This window comes from Pseudomonas sp. P7759 (assembly GCF_013386445.1).
GTDB lineage: Bacteria > Pseudomonadota > Gammaproteobacteria > Pseudomonadales > Pseudomonadaceae > Aquipseudomonas > Aquipseudomonas azotoformans_A.
The window spans coordinates 1-312 of record NZ_JACART010000152.1 but is presented as its reverse complement, the minus strand read 5'-3'; the positions used below and the strand labels follow the sequence as shown (position 1 = coordinate 312).

General features: G+C 60.9%; 1 protein-coding gene. It reads right to left on the bottom strand.

The window, feature by feature from the left end; translation table 11 throughout:
- The coding region (locus tag HX823_RS31760) for an OprD family outer membrane porin (RefSeq protein WP_177078607.1) at window positions 1-236 on the bottom strand (236 nt) is incomplete at its 3' end.
- Window positions 237-312: the final 76 nt, after the last annotated feature.

Here is a 312-nt window from a genome sequence, read left to right as displayed (position 1 = left end):
CCCACGGTGCCCTGGGTAAAGCCGGACTTGGCGTCGAGGATGAAACTCTGCGTCCACTCCTGCGCGCCGCCCTGGGTCTTGGTAGGGTTGGTGTAGTTTCGGTTGAAGAAGAAGTTGCGCAGGTTGAGGTTGGCGCTGGCGTCTTCGAGAAAACCGTGTTCTTCAGCGACGACGGGCAAGGCAAGACTGGCGACAGCGGTTGCCAGCAAAAGCCGGCGCGGGTGGAAAGTGCTCATGGCGAAAGGACCTGTTGTTATTGGGTTTATGCAGGTGGCGGCCATGGTGCGGGGCGGTGCGGGGGCGATGAAAGTG